Consider the following 21,252-nt stretch of genomic DNA (forward strand, 5'->3'; position numbering starts at 1 on the left):
GGACGTCGGTCAGCCGCGCGGCGAGCGGAACGCGGACGGTCCGGTGCGGGTGTCGACGTCGGCGGTCGCCCGACGCTCCGACTCCACGATGCCCCGGAGCGCGACCAACGCCGCCGACGTCACCGCCACGTGCGACGGGTTCTCCCGCGAGGCGTCGAGCGCGCGCTCCACCTCGGCGATGGCCTCGTCGCCCTCCTCCTCCGGGCACTCCCCGCGGATCACGCAGGACAGCTGCCGCAGCGCCTTCGCCAGCGGCTCCGCGAACGCCGGGTCGGGCCGGCCGAGTCCCTCGGACACCGGGCCGGAGCGTGCGACGAGCTCGGTGAGGTCCGTCGTGTACCAGGCAACGCGTTCCAGTGCCCGGAAGCGGGCGCCGTCCTGCTGCAGGCGTGCCCGGGACCCGCGGAGCGCGCCGCGCGGGTTGAGCTTGCGGCTCTCGTGGGCGATGGACACCCGGGAGCGCACGTCGGCGATCGCCCGGTCGAGCCGGTCCTGCTGGTGGTCCCACGCCTTCTCGTCGCGCGTGCCCTCCTCGAGGACGTCCGCGAGCCCCTCCAGGTGGTCCGCCAGCACGCCGTTGACCGCGTCGATGCGGTGCTCGGCGTCCCAGAAGTGCAGCGGCGGGAAGACGAGGAAGTTGACGAGCAGGCCGACGGCCACCCCGACGGCCATCTGCACGAGGTAGCCGAGCGAGTACCCCTCGGCGTGCGCCCCGCCGACGAGCAGGACGAAGAGCGCCGCGGTCGACACCCACGAGCTCCCCTCGCCGAGGACGCGGAAGCCACCGACGAGGACACCGATCCCCACCGCCAGGGCGACGGCCAGGAAACCGGGGTCGCCCACCCACATCGTGAAGCCGGCGATGACGATGCCGAGCGCGATGCCGACGAGGGTCTGCACGCCGCTGCGGATGCCCGCGAACACGGTCGTCTGCATCGCCACGACGGCGCCGAGCGGTGCGTAGTACGGGTACTCAGCGGCCACACCCGGGACGTGCCGCGCGATGAACCACGCGATCACGGCAGCGGCCACCGCCTTCGCGGCGTGCAGCAGGCGCGGCTGGGTCCCCGAGACGCGGCTCCAGCGCCACAGGCGGGTCCCCAACCCCGCGACGTGCTCGAAGCGCATGTGTTCCTCTCGGTCGGCCCGACGGGCCATCACGGTACGGGTGGTGGGCTGACAGGACGGTCGGGTCCGCGGTCCGTGGACGCGACCACGGACCGGACGGGAGGCGCGGGACGGGCCCGTCCCGCGCCTGGCGTCCGTCCACCGGTCACGCCGGAACACGAGGACGCCCCCGCGACACGTGTCGCGGGGGCGTCCTCGTGGTGGTGCTGGGTCCTACTTGTCGTCCGACTTCGCGTCGTCCGACTTCGCAGCAGCGTCCTCCTCGACCTCGGCAGCAGCCGCGGTCTCGGTCTCGGTCTCGACCGGTGCGGACTCCTCGGTGCTCTCGGTCTCCTCGACGGGGACCTCGTCCGTGGTCTCGTCCGCCGTGGGCTCCTCGACCGGCGCAGCAGCAGCCGGGGCCGTGGTGCGGGTCACCGGGGCGGGCGTACCCGACACCGGCTCGAGGACGAGCTCGATCGACGCGAGGGGAGCGTTGTCGCCCTTGCGGAAGCCGAGCTTCGTGATGCGCGTGTAGCCACCCTGACGCTCGGCGACCTGCGGCGCGATCTCGGTGAACAGCGTGTGCACGACGGACTTGTCGCGCAGCGCCGCGATGACCCGACGACGAGCGTGCAGGTCGCCGCGCTTCGCGAACGTGATGAGCCGCTCGGCGACCGGACGGAGGCGCTTGGCCTTCGTCTCGGTGGTCGTGATGCGACCGTGCGTGAAGAGGGCGTTGGCGAGGTTGCTCAGGAGCAGGCGCTCGTGGGCGGGACCGCCACCGAGGCGGGGGCCCTTGGTGGGCTTCGGCATGTCAGTTCTCCAGTGGTGAAAGAGTGGTGCGCGCTGCGTCAGCGGCGCGCGTGCGCATCAGCGCGAGGTCAGTTGTTGGACTCGTCCTCGTCGTACCCGCTGTAGAAGTGGGCGCCGTCGAATCCGGGGACGGTGTCCTTGAGGGACAGGCCGAGCTCGGTGAGCTTGTCCTTGACCTCGTCCACCGACTTCTGACCGAAGTTGCGGATGTTCATGAGCTGCGTCTCCGACAGGGCGACGAGCTCGGACACCGTGTTGATGCCCTCCCGCTTGAGGCAGTTGTAGCTGCGGACCGACAGGTCCAGGTCCTCGATCGGGGTCTGCAGCTCGTTCGAGAGCACCGCGTCGACCGGCGCGGGGCCGATCTCGATGCCCTCGGCCGCCGTGTTGAGCTCGCGGGCGAGCCCGAACAGCTCGACGAGCGTCCGGCCGGCCGATGCGATGGCGTCGCGCGGCGTGATGGCCGGCTTCGACTCGACGTCGACGACCAGGCGGTCGAAGTCCGTGCGCTCACCGGCACGCGTCGCCTCGACGCGGTAGGTGACCTTGAGGACCGGGGAGTAGATCGAGTCGATCGGGATCTGACCGGCCTCGCTGAACTCCGAGCGGTTCTGGGTCGCCGAGACGTAGCCGCGGCCACGCTCGATCGTCAGCTCCAGCTCGAAGCGCGCGGTGTCGTTCAGGGTCGCGATGACGAGGTCCGGGTTGTGGATCTCGACGCCGGCCGGCGCGGAGATGTCCGCGGCCGTGACCTGACCGGCACCCTGCTTGCGCAGGTAGGCGGTGATCGGCTCGTCGTGCTCGCTGGAGACGACCAGGCTCTTGATGTTGAGGATGATCTCGGTGACGTCTTCCTTGACACCCGGGACGGTGCTGAACTCGTGGAGGACGCCGTCGATGCGGATGCTGGTGACAGCCGCGCCGGGGATCGAGGAGAGGAGCGTGCGGCGCAGCGAGTTGCCGAGGGTGTACCCGAAGCCCGGCTCGAGCGGCTCGATGACGAAGCGCGAGCGGAACTCGGAGATCGATTCCTCGGTCAGGGTGGGGCGCTGTGCAATGAGCACTGTGGGATTCCTTTCGGCGGAGTGTCCGCTATATGACACTCGGCGGTACGACGGGGCCGACCGGGCCCCGACGGGTCTGTTGAGTTGTGATCACGCGCACTGACGTACGCGATCGAACGACCAGGAATGGCCGCGGGCCCCGCCCGCCCCTGCCGGAGCGGATCCGGTCAGGGGACGAGCAGGGCGCGGCCTGTTGCTCCTCGCGTCAGACGCGACGGCGCTTGGGCGGGCGGCACCCGTTGTGCGCCTGCGGCGTGACGTCGTTGATCGAGCCGACCTCGAGGCCAGCGGCCTGGAGGGAGCGGATCGCGGTCTCGCGGCCCGAACCCGGACCCTTGACGAACACGTCGACCTTCTTGACGCCGTGCTCCTGCGCCTGACGCGCAGCGGACTCGGCGGCGAGCTGCGCCGCGAACGGCGTCGACTTGCGCGAACCCTTGAAGCCCACGGCACCCGAGGACGCCCAGCTGAGGACGGCACCCGACGGGTCGGTGATGCTGACGATCGTGTTGTTGAACGTGCTCTTGATGTGGGCCTGGCCCACGGCGACGTTCTTCTTCTCCTTGCGGCGCGGCTTGCGCGCGGCAGTCTTGGGGGTAGCCATCGGGGTCTCCTATCGAGCCTTCTTCTTGCCTGCCACGGTGCGCTTCGGTCCCTTGCGGGTACGCGCGTTGGTCTTGGTGCGCTGACCGCGCACCGGGAGACCACGACGGTGGCGAAGACCCTCGTAGCTACCGATCTCGACCTTGCGGCGGATGTCGGCGGCGACCTCACGGCGGAGGTCACCCTCCACCTTGAAGTTGCCCTCGATGAAGTCACGGAGGGCGACGAGCTGGTCGTCGGTCAGGTCCTTGACGCGGATGTCACCGGAGATACCGGTCTCGGCGAGTGCCTGGACCGCGCGGGTACGGCCGACGCCGTAGATGTACGTGAGTGCGATCTCCACGCGCTTCTCGCGCGGGATGTCGACGCCTGCTAGACGTGCCATGTGCTGGCTGCTCCTGTTGTCGATGGAGGTGTGGAGCAGTACCGGTGCTCGGGCCTCCGACCCGAGGTGTCCCCGCTCGCGCGGTTCTTGGTACTGCGTTCGATGTTGAGTTGTGGTTCCTGCGCGCAGCCGCCCGAGGGCGATCCGGTCAGGCAGCCGGGACTAGCCCTGGCGCTGCTTGTGACGCGGGTTGCTCTTGCAGATCACCATGACGCGGCCCTTGCGACGGATCACTCGGCAGTGCTCGCAGATGGGCTTGACGCTGGGGTTGACCTTCATTGTTGTTTCCTCGTGCTCGCTGGCTTCGTGCCCGGCAGGATTGCCGAGCCGTTCCTTTCCAGCTCGCGGATCACTTGTAGCGGTAGACGATCCGGCCGCGGGTCAGGTCGTACGGGCTCAGCTCCACGATCACGCGGTCCTCGGGGAGGATGCGGATGTAGTGCTGGCGCATCTTCCCGGAGATGTGCGCGAGGACCTTGTGTCCGTTGGTCAGCTCAACGCGGAACATCGCGTTGGGCAGAGCTTCGAGCACCGAGCCCTCGATCTCGATGACGCCGTCTTTCTTGGCCATAGCCTCACTGTCGCTTGGTTGGATTGCCGGTGTGATCCCCGAGCCGGTCTGCGGGTCGGGCGCCACGCCAAAGAAGGCACGGCACACCAAAGATCGATCTTATGTGATAGACCCAGGATTGCCAAGTGCGGACGGGGAAGTCCCCTCGGCGGCCCCACGTCTGGGGCTCCCGTCCGCGCGCCGCGGCAGGCAGAGTGAGTGTCCCACAGTGCTTTGACGGCTCGTTCCTGGCCGTCGCCAGTCGTCGGCCCCTAGCGTGACCTCGCTGAGCCCACCGGCCGCCCGCGCCGGCCCCCCGAACGGAGACCACGTGCCGCACGCCACCCGAGGACCACTCGCCCGACACGGACGGCTCCCCCGCCGACGCGGATGGGCGACCGCGGCGTCGGTCGTCGCCTCGGCGCTGGCCGTCGTCCTGGTCAGCGGGACGAGCGTCGCCGCGATCGCCGGCGCGCAGCTCGCGAGCGCCCCGACCACCGTGAAGCTGAGCACCGACGACCAGAGCACCGCGCAGACCGCCGACATCACGGCGATCAAGGGCGGCGCGAACATCCTCCTCATCGGCAGCGACACCCGCGTCGGCCAGTTCGACTCCGCGGACGACGTGCAGGGCGCGCGCAACGACGTCACGATGCTCATCCACATCTCGCAGGACCACCAACAGCTCACCGCGATCAGCTTCCCGCGCGACCTGATGGTGCCGATCCCGGCGTGCTCGAACCCCGAGACCGGGACGACCTACCCCGCGGCGACGTCGGCCCAGTTCAACACCGCGCTCGGCAACGGCGGCGTCTCGTGCGTGGTCGACACCGTCGAGAACCTGACGGGCCTCAGCATCCCCTACGCGGGCCTCATCACCTTCGACGGCGTCATCGAGATGTCCAACGCGCTCGGCGGGGTGGACGTCTGCGTCGCCGACCCGATCAACGACACCTACACGGGCCTCCACCTGACCGCGGGGTCGCACAACCTCGAGGGCTCGGACGCCCTCGCCTTCCTGCGCACCCGGCACGGCGTCGGCGACGGCAGCGACCTCGCCCGGATCAGCTCGCAGCAGGTCTTCCTGTCCGCGCTGCTCCGCAAGGTCACCTCCGACGGCACCCTGTCGAACCCGATCACGCTCTACAAGCTGGCCGGTGCGGCACTGTCGAACATGACGCTGTCGGACGGCCTCGCCCAGACCCAGACCCTGGTCGGGCTCGCCGGCGCACTGCGCGGGATGAGCACGGCGAACATGCTCTTCGTGCAGTACCCCGTCGCGGACGACCCCGCAGACCGTGCCCGGGTGATCGTCGACCAGGACGCCGCACACACACTGAACGTGGCGCTGCAGAACGACCAGAAGACCTCGCTGAGCGACTCGACGACGGGCCGGGCCTCGGAGGAGTCGCCCACCGCGGGGTCGAGCGCGACGACTGCTCCGGCGACCGGCAGCTCCGGGGGGTCGGCGGCTCCGTCGTCCGGGTCCTCCTCAGCGTCCTCGTCGGCGAGCGGTGCGGCGACGTCGGCCGCCACCCCGACGTCGACGCCGCTGCCGTCGTCCATCACCGGTCAGAGCGCGTCCGAGCAGACCTGCTCCGTCGGGAACGACTGAGGCCGGTCCGGCACCGGCCGACCTGTGGGCGGAGCGGCGCGGCCGACGCGGTCGCGCCTCCTGGCAGCCCACCGGACTGGTGGCTGGAGCAGCGAGGCAGACGCGGTCGCGCCTCCTGGCAGCCCACCGGACTGGTGACTGGACCGGCGCGGCCGACGCAGTCGCGCCTCCTGGCAGCCCACCGGGCGGGAGGCGCGTCCTACGCGATCGGGACGGGCGTCACACCCAGCGGGGCCAGCCCCGCAGCGCCGCCGTCGGCGGCCGTCAGGACCCAGATGCCGCCCGCGTGCACGGCGACGCTGTGCTCCCAGTGCGCCGCGTCGGATCCGTCGAGCGTGCGGACCGTCCAGTCGTCGTCGTCCGTCGAGCTGTCGATCGTGCCCGCGGTGACCATCGGCTCGATCGCCACGACCAGTCCGGGCTTGACGGCAGGGCCGGCGCCGCGGACACGGTAGTTGAAGACCGGGGGTTCCTCGTGCATCGAGCGTCCGATGCCGTGGCCGGTGAAGTCCTCGACGATGCCCCAGGCGCCGGTCTCGTCGATGGCGTCCTCCACCGCGTCGCCGACCTCGTGGAGGTTCTTCGCGTGCGCGAGCGCGGCGATGCCGTGCCAGAGCGCGCGTTCGGTCGTGTCGCAGAGCGTCTGCCGCGCCGCGGACAGGGCGGCATCGCCCCCGGGGACGACCGTGGTGAAGGCGCTGTCGCCGTTCCAGCCGTCCACCTCGGCGCCGGCATCGACGGACACGATGTCGCCGGGCTCCAGGACGCGGTCGCCGGGGATGCCGTGCACGATCTCGTCGTTGACGGACACGCACAGCGTGTGGCGGTAGCCGGGGACGAGCTGGAAGTTCGGGACGCCGCCGCCGTCGCGGATCACGGCCTCGGCGATCGCGTCGAGTTCACCGGTCGAGACACCGGGGCGGGCGGCCGCACGGACGGCGACCAGCGCAGCCTCGGTGAGGAGCCCCGGGCGCACCATGGCGCGGAGCTCCTCGGGGGTCTTGTAGATCGAGGGCTTGCGGAGACGGACCACGGAGCGTCAGACGCCCGCGGTCAGCCCGCGCGACGAGAGCGCCGTCTGGATGCGGTCGCCCACCTCGTCGATGCCGCCGAGCCCGTCGACGTCCACCACGAGCCCACGCTCGCCGTACGCGTTCACGATCGGCGCCGTCTGCTCCGTGTACACCTGCTGGCGACGACGGATCGTCTCCTCGTTGTCGTCGCTGCGACCCTGCTGCTCGGCACGCTTCAGGAGGCGACCGACGAGCTCGTCCTGGTCGGCCACGAGCTGGATGACCGCGTCGATCCCGGTGCCCTGCTCGGCGAGGAGCGCGTCGAGGTACTCGACCTGCCCGACGGTGCGGGGGTAGCCGTCGAGGAGGAACCCGTCACGCGCGTCGGCCTCGTCCAGCCGCGACTTCACGAGCTCGTTGGTGAGGGAGTCCGGGACGTAGTCGCCCGCGTCCATGATCGCCTTCGCCTGCACGCCGAGCGGGGTGCCCTCTGCGACGTTCTTGCGGAAGATGTCGCCCGTGGAGACGGCGGGGATCCCGAAGGACTCGGCGATGCGGCCGGCCTGGGTGCCCTTCCCCGCTCCGGGGGGTCCGACGATGATGAGACGTGCGCTCAACGGAGAAGCCCTTCGTAGTGACGTTGCTGCAGCTGCGAGTCGATCTGCTTCACGGTCTCGAGACCGACACCCACGATGATGAGGATGCTCGCGCCACCGAACGGGAAGTTCTGGTTCGCACCGAACAGCGCCAGTGCTGCCAGTGGGATGAGCGCGATGAGACCGAGGTAGAGCGAGCCGGGCAACGTCACCCGGGTCAGGACGTAGTCGAGGTACTCGGCCGTCGGCCGGCCGGCCCGGATGCCCGGGATGAAGCCGCCGTACTTCTTCATGTTGTCGGCGACCTCTTCGGGGTTGAAGGTGATCGCGACGTAGAAGTACGTGAAGCCGACGATGAGCAGGAAGTACAGGACCATGTAGAACCAGTTGTCGCCCGAGGTGAGGTTCGACTGGATCCAGGTCACCCACGCGGCCGGCTCGGTGCCGTCGGAGGGCTGGTTGAACTGCGCGACCAGGGCCGGCAGGTAGAGCAGCGACGAGGCGAAGATGACGGGCACGACGCCGGCCATGTTCACCTTGATCGGGATGTACGTGTTGTTGCCGCCGTACGTGCGCCGACCGACCATGCGCTTGGCGTACTGGACGGGGATGCGCCGCTGCGACTGCTCGACGAACACGACCGCCATCATGATCACGAGGCCGACGAGGATCACGAAGAGGAAGAGCTCGAAGGACTGCGACTGCTCGATCGCCCAGAGCGCCGACGGGAACTGCGCCGCGATCGACGTGAAGATCAGCAGGGACATGCCGTTGCCGATGCCGCGCTCGGTGACGAGCTCGCCCATCCACATGATGAGGCCGGTACCGGCGGTGAGCGTGACGACCATGAGCATGATCGCGTACCAGCTGTCGTTCGAGATGATCGACGAGCAGGAGGACGACGCGTTCGTGCCGAAGAGGGCGCCGGAGCGGGCGACCGTGATCAGGGTGGTGGACTGCAGCACGCCCAGCGCGATGGTGAGGTAGCGCGTGTACTGCGTCAGCTTGGCCTGGCCGGACTGGCCCTCCTTGTAGAGGGCGTCGAAGTGCGGGATGACCACGCGGAGCAGCTGCACGATGATCGACGACGTGATGTACGGCATGATGCCGAGCGCGAAGACCGAGAGCTTCAGCAGCGCGCCGCCGGAGAACAGGTTGATCAGGTCGTAGAGACCGCCGGACGACGAAGCACTGGCGAGACAGGTCTGCACGGCCGAGTAGTCGACGAACGGTGCCGGGATGTAGGACCCCAGGCGGAACAGCGCGATGATCGCGAGGGTGAAGCCGATCTTCTTGCGAAGATCTGGGGTGCGCATGATGCGCGCGACCGCTCTGAACACGAGGACTCCGAACTTCTGGGACCGGCGACCCGGACGAGGGCCGTCACCGGTGTGGTCGGCAGGGCCGACCTGGCCGACGGACGCCGACCACTGTCAAGGAAACCGTAACGGCGGCCCGTGCGCAAACGCACGGGCCGCCGACGGGGGTTACTGGGAGACGGTGCCGCCAGCAGCCGCGATCTTCTCGGCGGCGGACGCCGAGACCTTGTCGACCGAGACCGTGAGCTTCACGCTGATGTCACCCTGACCGAGAACCTTGACCTTCTCGTTCTTGCGGACGGCGCCCTTGGCGACCAGGTCCGCAACGGTGACGTCGCCACCGTTCGGGTAGAGCTCCGCGATCTTGTCCAGGTTCACGACCTGGTACTCGACGCGGAACGGGTTCTTGAACCCGCGGAGCTTCGGGGTGCGCATGTGCAGCGGCATCTGCCCACCCTCGAAGCCGACCTTGACCTGGTAACGAGCCTTCTGACCCTTGGTACCACGGCCGGCGGTCTTGCCCTTCGAGCCCTCACCACGACCGACGCGGGTACGTGCCTTCTTGGCACCCGCAGCGGGGCGGAGGTGGTGCAACTTCAGCACCTGCACGCGCTCGTTCTTCTCGTCGCTCATGCGTCGACCTCCTCGACCTTCACGAGGTGCGCCACCGTTGCGACGTACCCGCGGTTCTGGGCGTTGTCCTCACGCAGGACCGTACGGCCGATGCGCTTGAGACCCAGGCTGCGGAGCGTGTCGCGCTGGTACTGCTTCTCGCTGATAACGGACTTCGTCTGCGTGATCTTCAGCATCGCCATCACGCACCTGCCTTCTCGGACGCGGCACGCAGAGCAGCGGCCTCGGCCTGGAGCAGACGGTCCGGGACGACCCGGTCCACCGGGAGACCGCGACGGCTTGCGACCGCACGGGGCTCCTCGAGCTGCTGCAGCGCCGTGACGGTCGCGTGCACGATGTTGATCGTGTTCGACGAACCGAGCGACTTGCTCAGGACGTCGTGGATGCCGGCGCACTCGAGGACGGCGCGGACCGGACCACCGGCGATGACACCGGTACCGGCAGCAGCCGGACGGAGCAGCACGACGCCGGCAGCGGCCTCGCCCTGCACCGGGTGCGGGATCGTGTTGCCGACGCGGGGGACGCGGAAGAAGTTCTTCTTCGCTTCCTCGACGCCCTTCGAGATGGCGGTCGGGACCTCGCGGGCCTTGCCGTAGCCGACACCGACGAGACCGTTGCCGTCACCGACGACGACGAGCGCGGTGAAGCTGAAGCGACGACCACCCTTGACGACCTTGGAGACGCGGTTGATGGTCACGACGCGCTCGAGGAACTGGCTGTCGCCACCCCGACCGTTGCGGTCGTTGCCACGGCCGCCACCCTGCTGACGGTCGCGACCGCCACCACGGCGGCCTCGGTTGTCGGCGGAGTCGCGGTTGTTCGATGCCGAACCCGCGGCGGTCTCGACGGGACGCTCGACGACCGGGACCTCGGGCTCCTTGGCCGCGGGGGCCGTCGTGCTCGTGGCCTCGGTGGTCTCCGTCGCCTCGGTGGTCTCCGTGGGCTCGGTGGCCTCGGTCGACTCGACGTTGGCGTCTTCGTTCGTGTTCGCGATGTCGCTCACAGGTTCAGCCCTCCTTCACGGGCACCATCGGCGATCGCGGCGACGCGACCGGCGTACTTGCTTCCACCGCGGTCGAAGACCACGGCCTCGACGCCGGCTGCCTTGGCGCGCTCGGCGAGGAGCTCGCCGACGCGACGGGCCTTGGCCGTCTTGTCGCCGTCGAACGAACGGAGGTCGGCCTCCATCGTCGACGCGCTGGCGAGGGTGTGACCCTTGGCGTCGTCGATGACCTGCACGAACACGTGACGCGACGAGCGGGTGACGGCGAGACGCGGACGCGACTCGGTGCCGGTGATCTTCTTGCGGAGACGGTTGTGACGGCGCGCCTTGGCGGCCGACTTGCTCTTGCCTCGGATTCCGATGGCCATGATCACTTACCTGACTTTCCGGCCTTGCGGCGCACGATCTCGCCCGCGTAGCGGACGCCCTTGCCCTTGTAGGGCTCCGGCTTCCGCAGCTTGCGGATGTTCGCAGCGACCTCGCCGACGGACTGCTTGTCGATGCCGATGACGGTCAGCTTGTTGTTGCCCTCGACGGTGAAGCTGATGCCCGCCGGCGGCTCGACCGTGATCGGGTGGGAGTACCCGAGCGCGAACTCGACGTTGTTGCCCTTCGCCTGCACGCGGTAACCGGTGCCGACGACCTCGAGGCCCTTGGAGTAGCCCTCGGTGACACCGACGATGTTGTTCGCGATGAGGGTGCGGGTCAGGCCGTGCAGCGCACGCGAGCTGCGCTCGTCGTCCGGACGGGTGACGAGGACCTGGTTCTCCTCGACCTTGGCCTGGATGGGCTCCGCGACGACGAGCGCGAGCTCGCCCTTCGGGCCCTTGACCGCGACGTTCTGGCCGTCGATGGAGACGGTCACGCCAGCGGGGATGTCAATGGGAAGACGTCCGATTCGAGACATTGTCGATCACCACACGTAGGCGAGGACTTCCCCACCCACGCCCTTCTGCTCGGCTTCACGGTCGGTGAGCAGTCCCGACGAGGTCGAGAGGATCGCCACGCCGAGGCCACCGAGGACCTGGGGGATCTCCGTCGACTTCGCGTAGACCCGGAGACCGGGCTTCGAGACGCGCTTGATGCCGGCGATCGAACGCTCGCGCTCGGGGCCGTACTTCAGGTCGATCGTGAGGGTCTGCCCGACGCGGGCGTCCTCGATCTTCCACTCGCTGATGTAACCCTCGCGCTTGAGGATCTCAGCGATGTTCTTCTTCAGCTTGGAGCTGGGAAGCGAGACGGCGTCGTGGTGCGCCGAGTTCGCGTTCCGCAATCTGGTCAGCATGTCTGCGACCGGATCGGTCATCGTCATGATGGTCGTCCATTCTTCGCCTGGTTTCGACACCCGTTCCACGAATGCCGACCTGAGCGATCGGGTGACCCGGGGGCGGTTCCCCTGGATCGGTGTGTTCGTGCGTGCGGGCCGGAGGACGTGAATCCTCCGGCCCGCACCGCCCGAAGTAGCTTAGACCGTCTGCTCGGCAGAACGGAACGGGAACCCGAGCTGGCGGAGCAGCGCGCGGCCCTCGTCGTCCGACTTCGCGGTGGTCACGACGGTGATGTCGAAGCCACGCACGCGGTCGATGCGGTCCTGGTCGATCTCGTGGAACACGGACTGCTCCGTGAGACCGAACGTGTAGTTGCCGTTGCCGTCGAACTGCTTGTCGCTGAGGCCGCGGAAGTCGCGGATGCGGGGCAGTGCGAGGGTGACGAGACGGTCGATGAACTCCCAGGCGCGGTCACCGCGGAGGGTGACGTGCGCACCGATGGCCTGGCCCTCACGCAACTTGAACTGCGCGATGGACTTGCGGGCCTTCGTGACCTGGGGCTTCTGACCCGTGATCGCCGTGAGGTCCTTGATGGCCCCCTCGATGATCTTCGAGTCACGAGCGGCCTCACCGACACCGGTGTTCACGACGACCTTGACCAGGCCGGGGACCTGGTTGACGTTCGCGTACCCGAACTGCTCGGTGAGGGCAGCCTTGATCTCGTTCTTGTACTTCTGCTTGAGGCGCGGTTCGACCTTGGTCGCCAGCGCGGCAGTCGTGTCGGTCATCAGAGCTTCTCACCCGACTTCTTGGCGTAGCGGACGCGGACGGTCTTCTTGACGCCGTCCTTCTCCACCTCTTCGGTGCGGAAGCCGACGCGGGTCGGCTTCTTGGTCTTCGGGTCGACGATCGCGACGTTCGAGACGTGGATCGGAGCCTCGTGCTGCTCGATGCCACCGGTCTTCGAACCGCGCTGGGTCTGGCCGACGCGGACGTGCTTCGTGACGAAGTTCACGCCCTCGACGACGACGCGCTCCTGGTCACGGAGCACCTCGATGACCTTGCCCTGCTTGCCGCGGTCGCCGCCACGCTCCTGCGTGGCGCCCGCGATGACCTCGACGAGGTCACCCTTCTTGATGTTCGCCATGGCTTACAGCACCTCCGGCGCGAGCGAGATGATCTTCATGAACTTCTTGTCACGGAGCTCGCGACCGACCGGACCGAAGATGCGCGTACCGCGCGGGTCGCCGTCGGCCTTGAGGATCACTGCCGCGTTCTCGTCGAACTTGATGTAGGAGCCGTCCTGACGACGGGTCTCCTTCTTGGTGCGAACGATGACCGCCTTGACGACGTCACCCTTCTTCACGTTGCCGCCGGGGATGGCGTCCTTCACCGTGGCGACGATGACGTCACCGAGACCGGCGTAGCGACGACCCGAACCACCGAGCACGCGGATGGTCAAGATCTCCTTGGCACCCGTGTTGTCGGCGACCTTGAGGCGGGATTCCTGCTGGATCACTGCTGTCTCCTATTCCGAAGCAGGCCGAGGCCTACTTGGCCTTCTCGAGGATCTCGACCAGGCGCCAGCGCTTCGAGGCGCTGAGGGGACGGGTCTCGCTGATCACGACGAGGTCGCCGACACCAGCGGTGCCGAGCTCGTCGTGGGCCTTCACCTTGGAGGTGCGACGGATGATCTTGCCGTAGAGCGCGTGCTTCACGCGGTCCTCGACCTCGACCACGATGGTCTTGTCCATCTTGTCGCTCGTGACGTAGCCACGACGCGTCTTGCGGTAGCCGCGAGCAGAGGCGGCGGAGTTCTTCTCTTCGTTCGCCATCAGTTCTCCTCGGCGGTCTCGGCCTCGGTCGACTCGGCCGGCTTGTCGGCCTTCTTTGTCGTCTTCTTGGCCTTGGTGGCGGTCTCGACGGGCGCGGGAGTGGCACGGATGCCGAGCTCGCGCTCGCGGAGGACGGTGTAGATACGGGCGATGTCGCGCTTGACGGCACGGAGACGACCGTGGCTCTCCAGCTGGCCGGTGGCCGACTGGAAGCGGAGGTTGAAGAGTTCCTCCTTGGCCTTCTTCAGCTCGTCAGCAAGACGCTCGTTCTCGAACGTGTCGAGCTCCGTCGGACGGAGCTCCTTGGAACCGATCGCCATTATGCGTCGCCCTCCTCGCGCTTGATGATGCGTGCCTTGAGGGGCAGCTTGTGGATTGCACGAGTCAGCGCCTCACGGGCGATGTCCTCGCTGACGCCGGAGAGCTCGAAGAGCACGCGACCCGGCTTGACGTTGGCGACCCACCACTCGGGCGAGCCCTTACCGGAACCCATGCGGGTCTCAGCCGGCTTCTTGGTGAGCGGACGGTCCGGGTAGATGTTGATCCACACCTTGCCGCCACGCTTGATGTGACGCGTCATGGCGATACGAGCGGACTCGATCTGACGGTTGGTCACGTAAGCGGGGGTCAGCGCCTGGATGCCGTAGTCACCGAACGACACCTTGGTGCCACCGGTGGCCTGGCCCGAACGCTTCGGGTGGTGCTGCTTACGGTGCTTGACTCGACGGGGAATAAGCATTGTTACGCCTCAACTCCTGCGCCGGCCGGCGCGTCCTGCGGGGCCTGCTGCTGGCGTCCACCGCGGTCGCCGCCACGGCGGTCGCCGCGCTCGCCGCCACGGGGGCCGCCACGACGCTCGGGGCGCGACGAACGCTGGTTCGCCTGCTCGCGAGCGAGCTCCTTGTTCGTGATGTCGCCCTTGTAGATCCAGACCTTCACGCCGATGCGGCCGAACGTGGTCCGGGCCTCGTAGAAGCCGTAGTCGATGTTCGCGCGGAGCGTGTGCAGGGGCACGCGGCCCTCGCGGTAGAACTCCGAGCGCGACATCTCGGCGCCACCGAGGCGGCCCGACACCTGGATGCGGACACCCTTGGCGCCGGCGCGCTGTGCACCCTGCAGGCCCTTGCGCATGGCGCGACGGAACGCGACACGAGCGGAGAGCTGCTCGGCGATGCCCTGCGCGACGAGCTGGGCCTCGGTCTCGGGGTTCTTGACCTCGAGGATGTTGAGCTGGATCTGCTTCTTGGTGAGCTTCTCGAGCTCGCCACGGACGCGCTCCGCCTCGGCGCCACGGCGACCGATGACGATGCCCGGACGCGCGGTGTGGATGTCCACGCGGACACGGTCACGGGTGCGCTCGAGCTCGATGCGGGCGACGCCGGCGCGGTCGAGGGTCTTCTTCAGGTACTCGCGCACCTTGATGTCCTCGGCCACGTAGTCGGCGTAGCGCTGACCCGGCTTCGTGCTGTCGGTGAACCAGTGCGAGACGTGGTCCGTCGTGATCCCGAGACGGAAGCCGTACGGGTTGACCTTCTGGCCCATTACTTGCTCGCCTTCTTGCTCGTCGCCGCAGCCTCGACCTCATCCGGCGTCGCGAGGACGACCGTGATGTGGGAGGTGCGCTTGTTGATGCGGAAGGCGCGGCCCTGGGCACGCGGCTGGAACCGCTTCAGGGTCGTGCCCTCGTCGACGAAGACGCGGCTCACGTAGAGGTCGCGCTCGTCGAGGAAGCTGTTCGTCGAGTCCGCCTTCACCCGGGCGTTCGCGATCGCCGAGGCGACCAGCTTGTACACGGGCTCCGAAGCGCCCTGCGGGGCGAACTTCAGGATGGCGAGCGCCTCGTGGGCCTGCTTGCCGCGGATCAGCTCGATGACGCGACGGGCCTTCTGAGGCGTGACGCGGATGTGTCGCACGCGTGCGATCGACTCCACCATTTCGTTCCTCCTCTGCGTCGCCGCGTTAGCGGCGACGGCCCTTCTTGTCGTCCTTCACGTGACCACGGAAGGTGCGGGTCGGCGCGAACTCGCCGAGCTTGTGACCGACCATCGACTCGGTGACGAACACCGGGATGTGCTTGCGGCCGTCGTGCACGGCGATCGTGTGCCCGAGCATGTTCGGGATGATCATCGAGCGACGCGACCAGGTGCGGATCACGTTCTTGGTGTTGGCCTCGTTCTGCGTGACGACCTTGCGGAGCAGGTGCTCGTCGACGAAGGGGCCCTTCTTCAGACTGCGTGGCATCTTCTGAACTCCTACTTGCGCTTCTTGCCGGCGTTACGGCGACGGACGATGAGCTTGTCGCTCGGCTTGTTCGGCTTGCGCGTGCGACCCTCGGCCTGACCCCACGGGCTGACCGGGTGACGACCACCGGAGGTCTTGCCCTCACCACCACCGTGCGGGTGGTCGACCGGGTTCATCGCGACACCACGGACGGTCGGGCGGACGCCCTTCCAGCGCATGCGGCCGGCCTTGCCCCAGTTGATGTTCGACTGCTCGGCGTTGCCGACCTCGCCGATCGTGGCGCGGCAGCGGGCGTCGACGTTGCGGACCTCGCCGGACGGCAGACGGAGCTGCGCGTAGGGGCCGTCCTTCGCGACGAGACGCACCGAGGCGCCGGCGGACCGGGCCATCTTCGCGCCGCCACCGGGACGGAGCTCGATCGCGTGCACGACCGTACCCACGGGGATGTTGCGCAGCGGCAGGTTGTTGCCGGGCTTGATGTCGGCGCCGGGGCCCTGCTCGATGACGTCGCCCTGCTTGAGCTTGTTCGGCGCGATGATGTAGCGCTTCGTGCCGTCCACGTAGTGCAGGAGCGCGATGCGCGCGGTGCGGTTCGGGTCGTACTCGATGTGTGCGACCTTGGCGTCCACGCCGTCCTTGTCGTGACGACGGAAGTCGATCACGCGGTACTGGCGCTTGTGGCCACCACCGATGTGACGGGTGGTGATGCGGCCCGAGCTGTTGCGGCCACCGGTCTTCGGCAGCGGACGAAGCAGCGACTTCTCCGGCGTCGAACGGGTGATCTCAGCGAAGTCGGCGACCGACGAGCCGCGACGACCGGGGGTCGTCGGCTTGTAGTTACGAATAGCCATGATTTATCCCTCTGGTCCTCAGCCGACAGCCGTGAAGATGTCGATCGAACCGGACTTGAGCGTCACGATGGCACGCTTGGTGTCCTTGCGCTTGCCCATGCCGAAGCGCGTGCGACGGGTCTTGCCCGGACGGTTCAGCGTGTTGATGCTCGCGACCTTGACGTCGAAGATCTTCTCGATGGCGAGCTTGATCTCGGTCTTGTTCGAGCGGGGGTCCACGATGAACGTGTACTTGCCCTGGTCGATCAGGCCGTAGCTCTTCTCCGAGACGACCGGCGAGATGATGATGTCGCGCGGGTCCTTGTTGAAGCCGCTCATGCGGAGATCTCCTTCGCGGTCTTCGACGCGATGAAGGCGTCGAGTGCGCTCTTGCTGAAGACGAGCGCGTCGGCCTTGAGCACGTCGTAGGCGTTGAGCTGGCCGTACGAGAGCGCGTGGACGTTCGGCAGGTTGCGGATCGACTTGAGCGTCAGCTCGTCGTCCGACTCGAGCACGACGAGCACGTGCTTGACGGGCGCGACCTTCTCGAGCAGCGTGCGAGCCGTCTTGGTCGACGGGACCTCGGCCGCGACGAAGCCGTCGACGGCGGAGATGCGGCCACCGCGGGCGCGGTCCGAGAGCGAGCCGAGCAGAGCAGCGGCGATCATCTTCTTCGGGGTGCGCTGCGAGTAGTCGCGCGGGGTCGGTCCGTGGACGACGCCACCGCCGGTGTGCTCCGGAGCGCGGACCGAACCCTGACGGGAGCGGCCGGTGCCCTTCTGCTTGAACGGCTTGCGACCGGCACCGCGGACCTCGCCGCGGTTCTTGGTCTTGTGGGTGCCCTGACGCGCGGCTGCGAGCTGCGCGGTGACGACCTGGTGGATCAGCGGGACGTTGGTCTCGACGTCGAAGAGCTCGGCGGGGAGCTCGACGGTGCCGGACTTGGCGCCCGATGCGTCGAGGACGTCGATCGTGGTTGCGGTCGTGGTGGCCATGATCACTTACCCTTCACGGCGGTGCGGACGAAGACGGAGCGACCGCGAGCACCGGGGACGGCGCCCTTGACGAGCAGCAGACCCTTCTCGGCGTCGACGGCGTGCACCGTGAGGTTGAGGACGGTGACGCGCTCGCCACCCATGCGACCGGCCATGCGCATGCCCTTGAAGACACGCGACGGGGTCGACGAAGCACCGATCGAGCCGGGCTTGCGGTGGTTGCGGTGTGCACCGTGCGAGGCCGAGACGCCGGCGAAGCCGTGGCGCTTCATGACACCCGCGAAGCCCTTGCCCTTGGACGTGCCGACGACGTCGACCTTCTGGCCCGCCTCGAACGTGTCGACGGTGAGCTCCTGGCCGAGCGTGTACTCAGCGGAGTCGTTGGTGCGGATCTCGGTGAGGGTGCGGCGCGGGGTGACCCCGGCGGCCTCGAAGTGACCAGCGGCAGGCTTGTTGACCTTGCGCGGGTCGATCGCGCCGGCGGCGATCTGGATCGCCTCGTAGCCGTCGCGCTCGACGTTGCGGATCTGGGTGACCACGTTCGGGCCGACCTCGATCACGGTGACGGGGATGAACTTGTTGTTCTCGTCCCACACCTGGGTCATCCCGAGCTTCTTGCCGAGGAGGCCCTTGACGGTCTTGGTTGAGTTCGCCATCAGTGCAGCCCCCTTACAGCTTGATCTCGATGTTGACGTCGGCCGGGAGGTCGAGTCGCATGAGCGAGTCGACGGCCTTCGGCGTCGGGTCGACGATGTCGATGACCCGCTTGTGCGTGCGCTTCTCGAAGTGCTCGCGCGAGTCCTTGTACTTGTGGGGAGAACGGATCACGGTGACCACGTTCTTCTCGGTGGGGAGCGGCACCGGGCCGACCACGGTCGCACCGGCACGGGTCACCGTGTCGACGATCTTCCGGGCCGACGTGTCGATGACCTCGTGGTCGTACGACTTGAGCCGGATGCGGATCTTCTGTCCCGCCATGTGTCTCTTTGTCCTCTCTGCGCCGCGCACCCTCGGGCCGCCTGACGCCGCCGTCGCCGCGCATTCCTGCACGACTTGGCTGTTTTCCTGAACCAACCGGCCGCATCCGCTGGGGATGACCGCTGTTCTCCTGTCAACCGCGCGGGGCGGCGGGGCCGTCCAGCGTGGGCATGTCGCTTCCCCCACGTCCGGACACAGCTGTGGCCGGGCGCTCACGAGGGATTCGATCGTGTTCTGCTGCCTGCGGCCCAACCCAGCCCTGCTGAACAGAGGGGTTGTGCACTGCCAGAGCAGTGATCCTGCGCACGCGAAGCGCGCGGAATTCGGAACCGGACAAGTCTCGCACAGGCACGGCGATCCGTGCAACCCGGGCGTGTCGCGAAATGGCGGCGTGTCGGGACCGGCTCACTCCCCCGGGATCCCGGGGATCGAGCTGCCTGGAGGCGCGGCTCGGCCCGGACACACAGCATGCCCTCCGGAGCGGGTCCGGAGGGCATGCGCGGGAGCTGTCGGAGCGTCTACTCGGCGGTCACCGGGGGGACGAACCACGGCGGGAACACCGCGACCCGGGGAGCGTGGCCCCCGTGGTCCTGCAGCACCGCCTTGACGGTCTGGCGGACGCGGTCGTTCGGCACGCCGATCACGGCGACGGCCGAGAACGGCACGCTCGGCCCGGCGAGCAGCTCGAGCCCGAGCATCTCGGGGTCGGTGAAGTCGGTGCGGCGGATCAGGTTGGTCGCGGCCTCGGGGCCGACGGCGAACCGGGCGTCCTCGGCGTCGGCGTCCTGGTCCGCCACGATCACGGACGCACCGAAGGCCGAGACCGGCACGACGAGCATCACGTACTCCGTCGCCTTCGTGCGGCGGGCTGCGTCGGACCAGCGGTCGCCGGCGGCACCGGTGCGGAGCTCGTCCCACCGGGTGGCGTCCGGGGAGAGCGTGAACGGCACGTGTCCGGCGACGGACGACCCGTCCGGCGCGGTGGCCTCGGCACGGGCGGCGCGGGCCGCTGCCGACGCGACGTCCACGACCGGCGTCACGGCGTCCGCGGCGAGGATCGCACCCGACCCGACGATGTCGTCGAGGTTGTCCACGTGCGTCACGTGGTGGGCGCGGAGCGACGCGAAGTCACGGGCCTCGGGGAGGTCTGGCACCGGGGACCGGAGCGACGAGGCCGGCGCGGCGGCCTGGCCGGGGACGGTCCGGAGCGAGGTGGTGATGCGGGTACGCCGGGGCGTCGGGGTGGGGGTCTCCGTCGCCGCACGCTGGCGCGGGGCGCAGATGTCGCAGAGCTCGGTCTCGAATCCGTGGATGCACTCGTCTGTCACGACTGGTGGGGGTCCTTCCGTGCCCGTGTGGGGGTGGTCGGGCACGAGGACCAACGGTACGTCATCACGGCGTGTTCCGCGTCACTGCCGGTAGAGCAGCGCCCGCACCTCGGACTCGGCCGCGTGCAGCCGGTCGGGGTCGATCGTCTCGCCGTGGTCGTAGGCGTCGAGCAACCGCGGGTCGATGTAGCTCTGCCGGCACACGGTCGGGGTGTTCCCGAGCTCCTCGCTCGCCGCCTTCACGGCGTGCGAGACGGCCTTCTTCCGCTTCGCCTGCGACGACTGCGGCCCGGTCTTCGCGAGGTCGACGGCCGCGGCGACCGTGCCGTGCAGGGTGCGGAAGTCCTTCGCGGTGAACTCGTCACCCGCGCGCTCCTTCACGTACTCGTTGATGTCCTCGGCGGCGAGGGGCTCCCACTCGGCGCCCCGACGCTCCCGGAAGGAGAGCAGCCGGGCGTTCGGCCCGCGCCGCTTCATGCCCGCGATGACCTTGGCGAGGTCGGCGTCGTGGATCGTGGACGACCACTCCTGCCCGCTCTTGCCCGGGAAGTCGAGCTCGATGTCGTCGCCGGACACGTGGGCGTGGGCGCAGAGCAGCGTCGACAGTCCGCGGCTGCCGTGCTCGGTGGCGTACCGCTCGGACCCGACGCGCAGGGACCCCTGGTCGAGCATCCGGAAGGCCGCGGCGAGCGCCCGGCGTCGGTCCGGCTCGGGACGTCGGAGGTCCTGGGTCACCATGCGGCGCGCGGACGGCAGGGACTCGGCGAGGGCGAGCGCGCGGTCGTACTTGATCTTGTCCATCCGCTCGCGCCAGCCCGGGTGGTACATGTACTGCCGGCGTCCGGCACCGTCGATGCCGGTCGCGAGGATGTGACCGTTGTCGTACGGCGAGATCCAGACGTCGTCCCACGCCGGCGGGATGACGAGTTCCTCGAGGCGCTGGCGCACCTCGGCGTCGGTCACGGTCGCCCCGTCCGGGTCACGGAAGGAGAACCCGCGGCCGCTGCGGACGCGGTGGTAGCCGCGACCGTTGGTCGCGGAACGGCGGAGACGAGTCACGTGTCGATGCAACT

The 21,252-nt window shown here is 68.5% G+C and carries 33 protein-coding genes; 1 reads left to right on the top strand and 32 read right to left on the bottom strand.

Annotation, left to right across the window (positions count from 1 at the left end):
- Nucleotides 1–9 precede the first annotated feature (9 nt).
- The 7 genes from AAEP86_RS02555 to infA form a co-directional block, all read right to left on the bottom strand.
- The gene (locus AAEP86_RS02555) at nt 10–1,128 is read right to left on the bottom strand and encodes an FUSC family protein (RefSeq protein WP_420369002.1); all 1,119 of its coding nucleotides are present in this window, start codon (nt 1,126–1,128) and stop codon (nt 10–12) included.
- Nucleotides 1,129–1,341: 213 nt separating this feature from the next.
- Entirely contained in the window at nt 1,342–1,923 is a 582-nt protein-coding gene (rplQ, locus tag AAEP86_RS02560; protein WP_420369003.1) for a 50S ribosomal protein L17, read from the bottom strand.
- 68 nt (nt 1,924–1,991) lie between these two features.
- On the bottom strand, nt 1,992–2,987 hold the full coding sequence (locus AAEP86_RS02565) for a DNA-directed RNA polymerase subunit alpha (protein ID WP_079237370.1): 996 nt from the start codon (nt 2,985–2,987) through the stop codon (nt 1,992–1,994).
- A 205-nt stretch (nt 2,988–3,192) separates the two neighbouring features.
- A complete protein-coding gene (rpsK, locus tag AAEP86_RS02570; protein ID WP_017885507.1) occupies nt 3,193–3,591 on the bottom strand; it encodes a 30S ribosomal protein S11 in 399 nt (132 codons plus the stop codon).
- 9 nt (nt 3,592–3,600) lie between these two features.
- On the bottom strand, nt 3,601–3,975 hold the full coding sequence (rpsM, locus tag AAEP86_RS02575) for a 30S ribosomal protein S13 (RefSeq protein ID WP_058728274.1): 375 nt from the start codon (nt 3,973–3,975) through the stop codon (nt 3,601–3,603).
- A gap of 162 nt (nt 3,976–4,137) precedes the next feature.
- Nucleotides 4,138–4,254 (bottom strand): 50S ribosomal protein L36, encoded by a 117-nt coding sequence (gene rpmJ / locus AAEP86_RS02580; RefSeq protein WP_022903266.1) that lies wholly within the window; start codon nt 4,252–4,254, stop codon nt 4,138–4,140.
- A 70-nt stretch (nt 4,255–4,324) separates the two neighbouring features.
- Nucleotides 4,325–4,546 (bottom strand): translation initiation factor IF-1, encoded by a 222-nt coding sequence (gene infA / locus AAEP86_RS02585; RefSeq protein ID WP_017885509.1) that lies wholly within the window; start codon nt 4,544–4,546, stop codon nt 4,325–4,327.
- A gap of 310 nt (nt 4,547–4,856) precedes the next feature.
- Between infA and AAEP86_RS02590 the strand changes: the two genes are divergently transcribed.
- On the top strand, nt 4,857–6,140 hold the full coding sequence (locus tag AAEP86_RS02590) for an LCP family protein (RefSeq protein ID WP_420369004.1): 1,284 nt from the start codon (nt 4,857–4,859) through the stop codon (nt 6,138–6,140).
- A gap of 199 nt (nt 6,141–6,339) precedes the next feature.
- On the opposite strand, the gene map is transcribed toward AAEP86_RS02590, so the two are convergent.
- From map to AAEP86_RS02715, 25 genes are all read right to left on the bottom strand, one after another.
- Nucleotides 6,340–7,173, bottom strand: a complete 834-nt coding sequence (map, locus tag AAEP86_RS02595) for a type I methionyl aminopeptidase (RefSeq protein WP_420369005.1) — start codon at nt 7,171–7,173, stop codon at nt 6,340–6,342.
- A gap of 6 nt (nt 7,174–7,179) precedes the next feature.
- On the bottom strand, nt 7,180–7,770 hold the full coding sequence (locus AAEP86_RS02600; protein WP_420369006.1) for an adenylate kinase: 591 nt from the start codon (nt 7,768–7,770) through the stop codon (nt 7,180–7,182).
- Nucleotides 7,767–9,089 (bottom strand): preprotein translocase subunit SecY, encoded by a 1,323-nt coding sequence (secY, locus tag AAEP86_RS02605; RefSeq protein ID WP_071292533.1) that lies wholly within the window; start codon nt 9,087–9,089, stop codon nt 7,767–7,769. The genes AAEP86_RS02600 and secY overlap by 4 nt, the downstream gene beginning before the upstream one ends.
- Nucleotides 9,090–9,236: 147 nt before the next feature.
- Nucleotides 9,237–9,701 carry a 50S ribosomal protein L15 gene (rplO, locus tag AAEP86_RS02610; RefSeq protein ID WP_420369007.1) on the bottom strand — a complete coding sequence of 155 codons (465 nt, stop codon included), beginning with the start codon at nt 9,699–9,701 and terminating at the stop codon, nt 9,237–9,239.
- Nucleotides 9,698–9,883 carry a 50S ribosomal protein L30 gene (gene rpmD, locus AAEP86_RS02615; protein ID WP_022906355.1) on the bottom strand — a complete coding sequence of 62 codons (186 nt, stop codon included), beginning with the start codon at nt 9,881–9,883 and terminating at the stop codon, nt 9,698–9,700. Before rpmD ends, rplO begins: the two co-directional genes overlap by 4 nt.
- Nucleotides 9,883–10,704, bottom strand: a complete 822-nt coding sequence (gene rpsE / locus AAEP86_RS02620; protein ID WP_420369008.1) for a 30S ribosomal protein S5 — start codon at nt 10,702–10,704, stop codon at nt 9,883–9,885. The genes rpmD and rpsE overlap by 1 nt, the downstream gene beginning before the upstream one ends.
- Nucleotides 10,701–11,072, bottom strand: a complete 372-nt coding sequence (gene rplR, locus AAEP86_RS02625; RefSeq protein WP_092094206.1) for a 50S ribosomal protein L18 — start codon at nt 11,070–11,072, stop codon at nt 10,701–10,703. The genes rpsE and rplR overlap by 4 nt, the downstream gene beginning before the upstream one ends.
- A 2-nt stretch (nt 11,073–11,074) precedes the next feature.
- The gene (gene rplF / locus AAEP86_RS02630) at nt 11,075–11,611 is read right to left on the bottom strand and encodes a 50S ribosomal protein L6 (RefSeq protein WP_420369009.1); all 537 of its coding nucleotides are present in this window, start codon (nt 11,609–11,611) and stop codon (nt 11,075–11,077) included.
- A 6-nt stretch (nt 11,612–11,617) separates the two neighbouring features.
- On the bottom strand, nt 11,618–12,016 hold the full coding sequence (gene rpsH, locus AAEP86_RS02635) for a 30S ribosomal protein S8 (protein ID WP_058725384.1): 399 nt from the start codon (nt 12,014–12,016) through the stop codon (nt 11,618–11,620).
- A 153-nt stretch (nt 12,017–12,169) separates the two neighbouring features.
- Complete coding sequence (rplE, locus tag AAEP86_RS02640) at nt 12,170–12,760, bottom strand: 50S ribosomal protein L5 (RefSeq protein ID WP_420369010.1); 591 nt, start codon at nt 12,758–12,760, stop codon at nt 12,170–12,172.
- Entirely contained in the window at nt 12,760–13,119 is a 360-nt protein-coding gene (gene rplX / locus AAEP86_RS02645) for a 50S ribosomal protein L24 (protein WP_420369011.1), read from the bottom strand. The genes rplE and rplX overlap by 1 nt, the downstream gene beginning before the upstream one ends.
- Nucleotides 13,120–13,122: 3 nt before the next feature.
- A complete protein-coding gene (rplN, locus tag AAEP86_RS02650) occupies nt 13,123–13,491 on the bottom strand; it encodes a 50S ribosomal protein L14 (RefSeq protein WP_017885523.1) in 369 nt (122 codons plus the stop codon).
- 31 nt (nt 13,492–13,522) lie between these two features.
- Nucleotides 13,523–13,807 carry a 30S ribosomal protein S17 gene (gene rpsQ / locus AAEP86_RS02655; RefSeq protein WP_111116943.1) on the bottom strand — a complete coding sequence of 95 codons (285 nt, stop codon included), beginning with the start codon at nt 13,805–13,807 and terminating at the stop codon, nt 13,523–13,525.
- Nucleotides 13,807–14,127 (bottom strand): 50S ribosomal protein L29, encoded by a 321-nt coding sequence (rpmC, locus tag AAEP86_RS02660; protein ID WP_022903278.1) that lies wholly within the window; start codon nt 14,125–14,127, stop codon nt 13,807–13,809. Before rpmC ends, rpsQ begins: the two co-directional genes overlap by 1 nt.
- Complete coding sequence (gene rplP, locus AAEP86_RS02665; RefSeq protein ID WP_065960031.1) at nt 14,127–14,546, bottom strand: 50S ribosomal protein L16; 420 nt, start codon at nt 14,544–14,546, stop codon at nt 14,127–14,129. Before rplP ends, rpmC begins: the two co-directional genes overlap by 1 nt.
- A gap of 2 nt (nt 14,547–14,548) precedes the next feature.
- Nucleotides 14,549–15,349 (bottom strand): 30S ribosomal protein S3, encoded by an 801-nt coding sequence (gene rpsC, locus AAEP86_RS02670; protein ID WP_071292543.1) that lies wholly within the window; start codon nt 15,347–15,349, stop codon nt 14,549–14,551.
- On the bottom strand, nt 15,349–15,741 hold the full coding sequence (gene rplV / locus AAEP86_RS02675) for a 50S ribosomal protein L22 (protein ID WP_022906344.1): 393 nt from the start codon (nt 15,739–15,741) through the stop codon (nt 15,349–15,351). The genes rpsC and rplV overlap by 1 nt, the downstream gene beginning before the upstream one ends.
- Before the next feature lie 25 nt (nt 15,742–15,766).
- A complete protein-coding gene (gene rpsS, locus AAEP86_RS02680) occupies nt 15,767–16,048 on the bottom strand; it encodes a 30S ribosomal protein S19 (RefSeq protein ID WP_022906343.1) in 282 nt (93 codons plus the stop codon).
- Nucleotides 16,049–16,059: 11 nt separating this feature from the next.
- Nucleotides 16,060–16,899: a 50S ribosomal protein L2 gene (gene rplB / locus AAEP86_RS02685; protein ID WP_022906342.1), complete on the bottom strand. Its 840-nt coding sequence runs from the start codon at nt 16,897–16,899 to the stop codon at nt 16,060–16,062.
- A gap of 18 nt (nt 16,900–16,917) precedes the next feature.
- Entirely contained in the window at nt 16,918–17,217 is a 300-nt protein-coding gene (rplW, locus tag AAEP86_RS02690) for a 50S ribosomal protein L23 (protein WP_022903283.1), read from the bottom strand.
- Nucleotides 17,214–17,873 carry a 50S ribosomal protein L4 gene (rplD, locus tag AAEP86_RS02695; protein ID WP_420369012.1) on the bottom strand — a complete coding sequence of 220 codons (660 nt, stop codon included), beginning with the start codon at nt 17,871–17,873 and terminating at the stop codon, nt 17,214–17,216. Before rplD ends, rplW begins: the two co-directional genes overlap by 4 nt.
- 2 nt (nt 17,874–17,875) lie before the next feature.
- Nucleotides 17,876–18,529 carry a 50S ribosomal protein L3 gene (gene rplC, locus AAEP86_RS02700; RefSeq protein WP_022903285.1) on the bottom strand — a complete coding sequence of 218 codons (654 nt, stop codon included), beginning with the start codon at nt 18,527–18,529 and terminating at the stop codon, nt 17,876–17,878.
- 13 nt (nt 18,530–18,542) lie between these two features.
- Nucleotides 18,543–18,851: a 30S ribosomal protein S10 gene (gene rpsJ, locus AAEP86_RS02705; protein ID WP_022903286.1), complete on the bottom strand. Its 309-nt coding sequence runs from the start codon at nt 18,849–18,851 to the stop codon at nt 18,543–18,545.
- Between the two features lie 518 nt (nt 18,852–19,369).
- On the bottom strand, nt 19,370–20,179 hold the full coding sequence (locus AAEP86_RS02710; protein ID WP_420369013.1) for a DarT ssDNA thymidine ADP-ribosyltransferase family protein: 810 nt from the start codon (nt 20,177–20,179) through the stop codon (nt 19,370–19,372).
- 81 nt (nt 20,180–20,260) lie between these two features.
- The gene (locus tag AAEP86_RS02715) at nt 20,261–21,238 is read right to left on the bottom strand and encodes a DNA topoisomerase IB (RefSeq protein ID WP_420369014.1); all 978 of its coding nucleotides are present in this window, start codon (nt 21,236–21,238) and stop codon (nt 20,261–20,263) included.
- Nucleotides 21,239–21,252: the final 14 nt, after the last annotated feature.

Source organism: Curtobacterium sp. L1-20 (genome assembly GCF_048755855.1).
GTDB lineage: Bacteria > Actinomycetota > Actinomycetes > Actinomycetales > Microbacteriaceae > Curtobacterium.

What these genes read in the sequence shown, in the direction of transcription:
- AAEP86_RS02555 (WP_420369002.1), bottom strand. Translation starts at nt 1,128, where the DNA reads ATGCGCTTCGAGCACGTCGCGGGGTTGGGGACCCGCCTGTGGCGCTGG.
- rplQ (WP_420369003.1), bottom strand. Translation starts at nt 1,923, where the DNA reads ATGCCGAAGCCCACCAAGGGCCCCCGCCTCGGTGGCGGTCCCGCCCAC.
- rpsK (WP_017885507.1), bottom strand. Translation starts at nt 3,591, where the DNA reads ATGGCTACCCCCAAGACTGCCGCGCGCAAGCCGCGCCGCAAGGAGAAG.
- rpsM (WP_058728274.1), bottom strand. Translation starts at nt 3,975, where the DNA reads ATGGCACGTCTAGCAGGCGTCGACATCCCGCGCGAGAAGCGCGTGGAG.
- rpmJ (WP_022903266.1), bottom strand. Translation starts at nt 4,254, where the DNA reads ATGAAGGTCAACCCCAGCGTCAAGCCCATCTGCGAGCACTGCCGAGTG.
- infA (WP_017885509.1), bottom strand. Translation starts at nt 4,546, where the DNA reads ATGGCCAAGAAAGACGGCGTCATCGAGATCGAGGGCTCGGTGCTCGAA.
- rplO (WP_420369007.1), bottom strand. Translation starts at nt 9,701, where the DNA reads ATGAGCGACGAGAAGAACGAGCGCGTGCAGGTGCTGAAGTTGCACCAC.
- rpmD (WP_022906355.1), bottom strand. Translation starts at nt 9,883, where the DNA reads ATGGCGATGCTGAAGATCACGCAGACGAAGTCCGTTATCAGCGAGAAG.
- rplR (WP_092094206.1), bottom strand. Translation starts at nt 11,072, where the DNA reads ATGGCCATCGGAATCCGAGGCAAGAGCAAGTCGGCCGCCAAGGCGCGC.
- rplF (WP_420369009.1), bottom strand. Translation starts at nt 11,611, where the DNA reads ATGTCTCGAATCGGACGTCTTCCCATTGACATCCCCGCTGGCGTGACC.
- rpsH (WP_058725384.1), bottom strand. Translation starts at nt 12,016, where the DNA reads ATGACGATGACCGATCCGGTCGCAGACATGCTGACCAGATTGCGGAAC.
- rplE (WP_420369010.1), bottom strand. Translation starts at nt 12,760, where the DNA reads ATGACCGACACGACTGCCGCGCTGGCGACCAAGGTCGAACCGCGCCTC.
- rplX (WP_420369011.1), bottom strand. Translation starts at nt 13,119, where the DNA reads ATGGCGAACATCAAGAAGGGTGACCTCGTCGAGGTCATCGCGGGCGCC.
- rpsQ (WP_111116943.1), bottom strand. Translation starts at nt 13,807, where the DNA reads ATGGCGAACGAAGAGAAGAACTCCGCCGCCTCTGCTCGCGGCTACCGC.
- rpmC (WP_022903278.1), bottom strand. Translation starts at nt 14,127, where the DNA reads ATGGCGATCGGTTCCAAGGAGCTCCGTCCGACGGAGCTCGACACGTTC.
- rplP (WP_065960031.1), bottom strand. Translation starts at nt 14,546, where the DNA reads ATGCTTATTCCCCGTCGAGTCAAGCACCGTAAGCAGCACCACCCGAAG.
- rpsC (WP_071292543.1), bottom strand. Translation starts at nt 15,349, where the DNA reads ATGGGCCAGAAGGTCAACCCGTACGGCTTCCGTCTCGGGATCACGACG.
- rplV (WP_022906344.1), bottom strand. Translation starts at nt 15,741, where the DNA reads ATGGTGGAGTCGATCGCACGCGTGCGACACATCCGCGTCACGCCTCAG.
- rpsS (WP_022906343.1), bottom strand. Translation starts at nt 16,048, where the DNA reads ATGCCACGCAGTCTGAAGAAGGGCCCCTTCGTCGACGAGCACCTGCTC.
- rplB (WP_022906342.1), bottom strand. Translation starts at nt 16,899, where the DNA reads ATGGCTATTCGTAACTACAAGCCGACGACCCCCGGTCGTCGCGGCTCG.
- rplW (WP_022903283.1), bottom strand. Translation starts at nt 17,217, where the DNA reads ATGAGCGGCTTCAACAAGGACCCGCGCGACATCATCATCTCGCCGGTC.
- rplD (WP_420369012.1), bottom strand. Translation starts at nt 17,873, where the DNA reads ATGGCCACCACGACCGCAACCACGATCGACGTCCTCGACGCATCGGGC.
- rplC (WP_022903285.1), bottom strand. Translation starts at nt 18,529, where the DNA reads ATGGCGAACTCAACCAAGACCGTCAAGGGCCTCCTCGGCAAGAAGCTC.
- rpsJ (WP_022903286.1), bottom strand. Translation starts at nt 18,851, where the DNA reads ATGGCGGGACAGAAGATCCGCATCCGGCTCAAGTCGTACGACCACGAG.